The sequence below is a fragment of the Acinetobacter sp. UBA6526 genome, assembly GCF_002434875.1.
Lineage (GTDB): Bacteria > Pseudomonadota > Gammaproteobacteria > Pseudomonadales > Moraxellaceae > Acinetobacter > Acinetobacter venetianus.
On sequence record NZ_DJLC01000083.1, the window covers coordinates 1 to 7,115 of the forward strand.

The 7,115-nt window shown below is 38.9% G+C and carries 7 protein-coding genes; 5 read left to right on the top strand and 2 right to left on the bottom strand.

What is annotated here, in order from left to right:
* From B4237_RS05350 to yccS, 3 genes are all read left to right on the top strand, one after another.
* Positions 1–403, top strand: a 403-nt coding sequence (locus tag B4237_RS05350) for an AI-2E family transporter (RefSeq protein WP_286942032.1), incomplete at its 5' end; no start/stop codon positions are given.
* 106 nt (positions 404–509) lie between these two features.
* A complete protein-coding gene (gene sodC, locus B4237_RS05355) occupies positions 510–1,094 on the top strand; it encodes a superoxide dismutase [Cu-Zn] SodC (protein ID WP_278596583.1) in 585 nt (194 codons plus the stop codon).
* 241 nt (positions 1,095–1,335) lie between these two features.
* The gene (yccS, locus tag B4237_RS05360) at positions 1,336–3,486 is read left to right on the top strand and encodes a YccS family putative transporter (RefSeq protein ID WP_278596582.1); all 2,151 of its coding nucleotides are present in this window, start codon (positions 1,336–1,338) and stop codon (positions 3,484–3,486) included.
* A 22-nt stretch (positions 3,487–3,508) separates the two neighbouring features.
* Here the strand turns inward: yccS and B4237_RS05365 are convergent, their stop codons facing one another.
* Both B4237_RS05365 and B4237_RS05370 read right to left on the bottom strand, forming a co-directional pair.
* Positions 3,509–4,738 (bottom strand): MFS transporter, encoded by a 1,230-nt coding sequence (locus tag B4237_RS05365; RefSeq protein WP_376746086.1) that lies wholly within the window; start codon positions 4,736–4,738, stop codon positions 3,509–3,511.
* Between the two features lie 358 nt (positions 4,739–5,096).
* Positions 5,097–5,468 (bottom strand): hypothetical protein, encoded by a 372-nt coding sequence (locus B4237_RS05370; protein ID WP_061517650.1) that lies wholly within the window; start codon positions 5,466–5,468, stop codon positions 5,097–5,099.
* Positions 5,469–5,646: 178 nt separating this feature from the next.
* Between B4237_RS05370 and B4237_RS05375 the strand changes: the two genes are divergently transcribed.
* Together B4237_RS05375 and B4237_RS05380 are read left to right on the top strand one after the other, a co-directional pair.
* On the top strand, positions 5,647–6,513 hold the full coding sequence (locus B4237_RS05375) for a DUF4349 domain-containing protein (RefSeq protein ID WP_278596581.1): 867 nt from the start codon (positions 5,647–5,649) through the stop codon (positions 6,511–6,513).
* A gap of 128 nt (positions 6,514–6,641) precedes the next feature.
* On the top strand, positions 6,642–7,115 hold a 474-nt coding region (locus B4237_RS05380; RefSeq protein WP_286942039.1), incomplete at its 3' end, for an NAD(P)H-dependent oxidoreductase.

The following is a 7,115-nucleotide window of genomic DNA, read 5'->3' on the forward strand; positions in this document are numbered from 1 at the left end:
AAGTTATTTTGTAGCTGGCGTACCCAACCCAATGCTACTAACTTTCGTCACCTTTATCTTAGCGTTGATCCCTTTTGGCACACCGATCTCTTATCTCGGCGTTGGACTTTGGTTATTCTCACAAGGTCAAACCGTTGAGGCAATTGGTGTTGTGACTTGGGGTATCTTAATCGTGAGCAGTGCCGATAATGTCATCCGTCCATTGGTGATCTCAGGGGCAACTAAAATTCCATTCCTACTCATCATGTTTGGTGTACTAGGTGGTATTGCTAGTTTTGGCTTGGTTGGTTTATTTATCGGTCCTGTTATTTTGGCAATCTTACTGGCAATCTGGCGTGAATGGTTACATGAAAATGTACAAGAACCTATTGCTGTCATTGAAGCACCACCCGAGTCGAAATAGGGTTTTATTTAGACCATTAATCATTTGATAACGAATCTCACTTGCGAGTTGTTCAATACTTTGTTTGAATCAAGATGATAAAGACAATAGACAAGGACAACTCGCGATGTTTTCAACATTACCTAGACTTTCTTTTTTGACCGCGGTGATCTTAAGCTTAACAGCTTGCTCATCCGCGATACTCGATGGCAATGCCACGACTAAAATTCAGAAACAAAGCACAGCCAACGATCAGAAGCATTTGATCCCTGTACACCTCGTCAGCGCAGATGGTGTAGGTGCATCAATCGGTACTGTCTCTTTCCAAGAAACGCCAAAAGGTTTGCTCATCACACCTGCGTTATGGAAACTTTCTCCAGGTGAGCATGGCTTTCATATCCATGAAAATGCATCCTGTGATGCTGCAATGAAAGATGGAAAAATGGGAGCTGCACTGGCTGCAGGCGGTCATTTAAATCCTGAAAATATCGCACATCACGGTACACCACAAAATGGTCATTTAGGTGATTTACCCGTATTAGTAGTGAATGAAAAAGGGTTTGCTACAACACCTGTGATTGCGCCACGTTTAAAAATGGCAGATGTCCAAGGACGCGCGATTATGATCCATGCGGGTGGAGATAATTATTCGGATGACCCACTTCCTCTTGGTGGTGGTGGTGCTCGCATCGCATGTGGTGTGATTAAATAAATATTTGCTGTGGGTATCTTCTCAGTTATCCACAGCTTAGCTGTTTTGTAATCACAGTTATCCCGAAGGCTCACGATTTTTGAAAAAATTAAAACTGCGCATGAATTTTGCATAAGATTATTATTTGAAAGTTCAATTAATTAATCATGCTAAAACTAAGTGCAAATTGCTTGTCCTATGCCGCTTCCTTTTTGGAAGTTTATTCGTATGATCAACCTAAATAAATTAAAGAACAATAATCGTGAAAAACTTCGCCCTGATATTTAATCGTTTTCGCTCTAATTCTATTTTGTTGTATTGCCTACAAATTTTGATCGTACTGTGCGGCACTACATTGGCTCTCCACCATCTGGGGCTTGGGCAGTTTATTGTTCCTGTGACTTTAGGTGCGATTGCTGCGGCACTGACTGATTTTGATGATCGCTTGAGTATTCGTTTGCGGAATCTGCTCTATGTCTGCATTTTATTTTTTAGTGTCAGCACAATTTTAGAGTTTCTCGCACCTTACAAATTTTGGTTCATTGTTTATTTAAGTGTATCAAGCGCAGTACTCATTCTAATGGGCGCTTTAGGTCAACGTTACGCTACCATTTCTTTTGGCACAATTTTACTGTCGATTTACACCATGTTTGGGCTAGGTGAATATCCACATTGGTATCAGCAACCGAGTTATTTTGTGCTTGGCGCACTTTGGTATGGTCTGACTTCGATTGTATTTTTTATTATTCGCCCCACCCTCCCACTACAAGAGAAAATCTCAACAATTTTCAAAGATATTTCAGTGCTTTTACATACTAAAGCACGCTTATTTGATCCAGATAATATTGATAATGTTGAAAGCTTACTATTTGAGTTATCACAGAAAAATACCCAAGTCGTGAATAGCTTAAATCAAGCCAAAAACTCGCTTCTCACACGTTTAAAAGCATCTCGCGTCAATAACACCAGTATTTATTGGCTCAACTTATATTATTTTGCCCAAGATATGCATGAGCAAGTCACTTCAAATTATCTGCATTATGAAAAGATTCATCAGAATTTTAGCCGAAGTGATTTGATTTTCCGTATTCAAAAAAATATGCATCTGCAAGCGGTGGCTTGTCGTGATTTAAGCCAAACTATTTTACATCATCAAGTGTATCAACCGAGTTTGGAAGCAACGGCGGCTTTAAAAAATCTCGAAGAATCCATGCAAGACTGGGTACAACAGCACCCCGATAATATCGAGGTGAAAAATCTGGAACTGATTTTAAATAATTTAAAAAGTGTGCATGAACAATTTGCACAATTACAATTTAGTCAAAACATCGAACATCATTCAGCAGAACAACACCAAGATCATCTCAATTTACTGGATGATGACATTCAAGGTGCACAAGACTTTATTTTAAAAATCAAGCAACAGCTCAGCCCACAATCAGCGTTGTTTCGCCATGCCGTGCGTCTTGCGGTTGTGTTTGCAATTGGCTACGCGATTTCCTTGTTACCATTTGCGCAAAATGGTTATTGGATTTTGCTCACCAGTTTATTCGTGTGCCAAATTACTTATTTTGCAACCAAAAGTCGTTTAAAACTCCGAACGATTGGAACATTGCTTGGTGTTCTGCTGGGTGTACCGATTCTATATTTTGTGCCGAGTGTTGAAGGACAACTTATTATTACCGTGATTTGCGGGGTGTATTTTTTCTATTTAAGACAAAAGAAATATGCACTGGCAACGGTCATGGCGACATTGATGGTGTTATTGATTTTTAATTTAAAAGGCGCGGGTTTTAGTATTATCGTACCGCGTATTATGGACACACTCATCGGCTGTGCCATCGCTTGGTTAGCCGTTAACTTCATTTGGCCTGACTGGAATTTCCGTAATATTTCCAACAATATTAAAAAGAGTAGCCAAGCCACACTGCAATATTTGCACTTAGTGATCCAGCAATATCATCACGGACGGGAGCAGAACTTAGCTTATCGCACCACACGGCGTGCCGCACATAATGCTCAAATTGAATTATCGAATATGATTTCCAGTTTGAGTACTGAGCCTCAACCAAACCAAGAACTCATTCAACACGCCTTTCGTTACTTAGTTTATAGTCACAGTCAGCTCAGTTATGTCTCTGCGTTAGGACATCAAAGAGAAAAAATCGAAGATCTTAAAGCACTCGAACTATTAGATCGTATAGAGAACTTATTGAATCAAACATTGCTGCAACAAGTACCTATTCCAGAACATTATCTCGACCATTTATTACAAGATATTGAACATTTACATCAACAAAAACAGGTCTCTAGCAAACATCAATTATTACTAAAACAAATGACCCTATTGCTAGAGACCCTGCCAGAACTCGTAGTTTTAAAAAACAAACTACTCGAGTTGGAAATTAAATAATGCGACGATCAATAACTTAGAATTAATTCAATCCTTGTTGCTGACGAACTTGCATATGCTGCAACAAGACTTGACGCGGGGTGCTAAACCAAATCGCGATCAATGCAAAGCTGACTAAAGCAAATGCCCAGATATGAAAATGTGTATATAACATACGAACCAGTTCAATGATCACAAAGAAGCTCATCATCAATAACATTGACACTGATGCGGCAACCGTTCCTTTCGAAACTTCAGAAGACATCAAGGCAAAACGATACATCACTGAAAAACTAATTCCTTCACCGAAGCTGATCAACGTCATTCCAATCAATAAACAAGGAACAAGATAAGCGTTCCAGATCACACCAGCGATCAAGAATAACGTGCCGAGAAACATGATCGGTAAGCCCATCAAAATGGTCTTGCCTAATTCAAAACGGTCAATAATTTTGATTAAAACGATATTTCCTGCAATTAAACCAAAGAACACAGGGAATTGCGCTAGACCATACTGCACACTACTCAGTTTTAATTCATCAACTAAGATAATCGGCGATAATGCAATCCATAGCATCAACGGCATACTCACCAAAGGCAGTGCTAAGGTAAACCCTAAAAATTGACGGTCAGTAAAGACTTTTTTAAAGTCATCAAACATATAGCTGAACGGTTGTTTGGCACGACTTTCCTGATGTGCTGGCATAAATTTATTTAAGCCAAACCAACTCAAGAAAGACACCAATGCAATCGCTACAAAGCCCCAATGCCAAGACACATAATCAATTAAGAATGCACCTAAAACAGGACCAAGCAAGGGTGCTAATAACGAAATATTCGCCATTAAAGCCATCACTTTAATTGCATCACGCTCAGCAAAGGTTTCCTGAATCGCAGCATAACCGACTGCTGAAATGACAGTTAATCCAATCCCTTGTAAGAAACGCAAGGCAAGAAACTGCTCAATATTGTGGGTCAGTAAAATGAGCAGGCAACAGATCGTGAAAAATGCCACACCCGCCAATAATACTTTCTTTCGGCCGAGACGATCTGATAATGGCCCTAACAACCATGCGACACTCGCGCCACCTAATAAATAAAATGACATCGACGAGGGTGCCCACGTTGCACTCACACCGAATTGTTCTGTAATCGCCAGCATCGCTGGCTGGATCAAGTCATTACCGATATAAACTGAAAACTCAAATAGCACCAAGGCTAAAGGAAACATGAGCGTTATACGGTTTAACGTCATATTCTGATTATTCGTCATCATGTTGTATTCACAAAAATAACCAACTGGCGTTCGTCCCATTTTCAACATACGAAAACAGGATCATCGCCACAATCATGGTTTAGATTTAAATTAAATTTTGATTTTCATGCTGAGAGAAAGCATGTTGTAAATGTGAAAACACCGTATTCACAAGGTGTATATAAGAAAAACAATCTATTTACGTGAGACTGGTAAATGTTTTACCTTTTGGCAAAATCGCCAAGCGCAAATCTAGCACTTTTTTAAAATGACTGCAATTTAATCAAGCCGAATGAATTGTATTGATGTGTGAATAACAAAGAAGTTATCCACAGTTTTGTTGATCTTTTAGGCATGTTCAAATTAAGTCCCCCTATTAAGGACAAAGTTCAAACTGGAATTTTTCGGTATTCTCCCCTCGTGCACATTGATAGCTTTGTTTTTTATTGACGATTTTCCAAACATCTTGATCCCTTTTTAACTCGTACTCGGTTCGGATTGCCATAACAGAATCATCTAGCTGTGCTTGTTCCACTGTAATTTCAGCATCCGTTGGATTTTCTGCGCTGTTGAATTGTTGATTTATTTTTAAATTGGTCTCGTCATGAAACAAATTGGGTTGATCTGATAAAACGGCATGCATTGCTGTACTTTTTTGTACAGCAGCTTGTTGCTGCGACTGAGCAATTGGTGGACTACATGCTACCAAAAATAAACTACACCCCAAAGCCATCCAAATTTTATTCATTCTCGCCGCTCCCACAGACCCAATATGTTTATGCTACTATGCAAAGCTGAACTGCAAAGCAACAATATGTATATGACTTGCAACAGATTTGTGATAGTTAGCACTTTATCTATAGTGATCACAAACGATTAAAAGACCTATATTTTTATAATCAATATCGCGTTTTAGGACATAACTTATGCCTGATTTATCTAAAAATTTAACCGTCATTTTGCTCGTCACCACAATCTTGGTTGGCTGTTCAAAAAAGGAAGAAAGCTTTGCCAATGATGCCGCCCTTGAAACAGAAAGCGCAGAGCTTAGCAAAGCAATACAAGAAAATATTGCAGAAAATCCCAAACAATTACTTAGCCCACAACAGAGTCCTTTAGAAAAAAGCCGCCAATTGGTTAAAACCTCACAACTACAATTTGAAGTCAAAGATGTTTTAAAAACAACCTCAACCCTCGAACAACAGTTATTGCAATACAATGGTTATATCGAAAGCAAACAAATCGATTATCAGATCAGCGATCGTTCTGAACGAGATCGTATTGACGGCAGTGTAGATATTTATGAAAAAATCACACCTATCGCACAACTGACTGTGCGCATTCCGAATGAACAAGTCACCAGCTTTCTTAATAACTTATTGCCATTGATGCTGAACTTTAATACCCAAACCTATGAAGCAAAGCGCTACGAATTAAAGTTACTCGAAGAAAAACTTAATACAGCTAATCAAAGCAACACTGAATCAAATGCAGTCAACAATCAGCTACAACAACTCACTGATCTTGAAGTCAAAGACCGTTTAGCTTACAGCACCATTCGTCTTGAGTATTTCCAACAAGCACAAGTCCGAAAAAGCCATGATCTCAATATCAATCGTATTGCGACCTTGGATAGTGATCCACTCCTTAGTCGTGTTTGGGAAGCAATTAAAATGGGGCTGTATGGCTTTAAAGGAACCATTATTTGGTTAGTGATGTTCTGGCCGCTATATATCGTAATCGCACTGTTCTGGTGGATTCGCCGTTGGTACAAAACAAGAAAGCAATCTTAAGGATAAATGTATTCAATGCACAATTGTTGATTTTTAATCAATAGTATTTTGCTTATTTATGCATTTTTACTCATGAATAGATTTTCTAAAATGCGCTCCAGTTTTAGAAATCTATTTTGAGTCATCACATGAGCAATATTTTAATTATTAATGGTGCAAAACAGTTCGCTCACTCTAAGGGTGAGCTAAATGACACGCTTACTGAATTTTCAGCATCCCATTTAAAAACATTAGGGCATCAGGTACAAGTCACTCGTACCAACAGTGACTATGATATTCAAGCCGAAATTGAAAAATATTTATGGGCGGATGTCGTGATTTACCAAATGCCAGGTTGGTGGATGGGTGCACCGTGGACCATGAAAAAATATATTGATGATGTATTCACCATTGGTCATGGTTCACTTTATGCCAGTGATGGTCGTAGTCGTTCTGATGCATCGAAAAAATATGGTTCTGGCGGCTTGATACAAGGTAAAAAATACATGTTATCGCTGACATGGAATGCACCTATGGAAGCGTTCACTGATCCTGAGCAATTTTTTCATGGGGATGGTGTAGATGGTGTTAATTTACCTTTCCATAAAGCTAATCAATTTAGC

Coding starts and splice junctions, on each gene's coding strand:
- sodC (WP_278596583.1), top strand. CDS start 510: ATGTTTTCAACATTACCTAGACTTTCTTTTTTGACCGCGGTGATCTTA.
- B4237_RS05365 (WP_376746086.1), bottom strand. CDS start 4,738: ATGACGAATAATCAGAATATGACGTTAAACCGTATAACGCTCATGTTT.
- B4237_RS05375 (WP_278596581.1), top strand. CDS start 5,647: ATGCCTGATTTATCTAAAAATTTAACCGTCATTTTGCTCGTCACCACA.
- B4237_RS05370 (WP_061517650.1), bottom strand. CDS start 5,468: ATGAATAAAATTTGGATGGCTTTGGGGTGTAGTTTATTTTTGGTAGCA.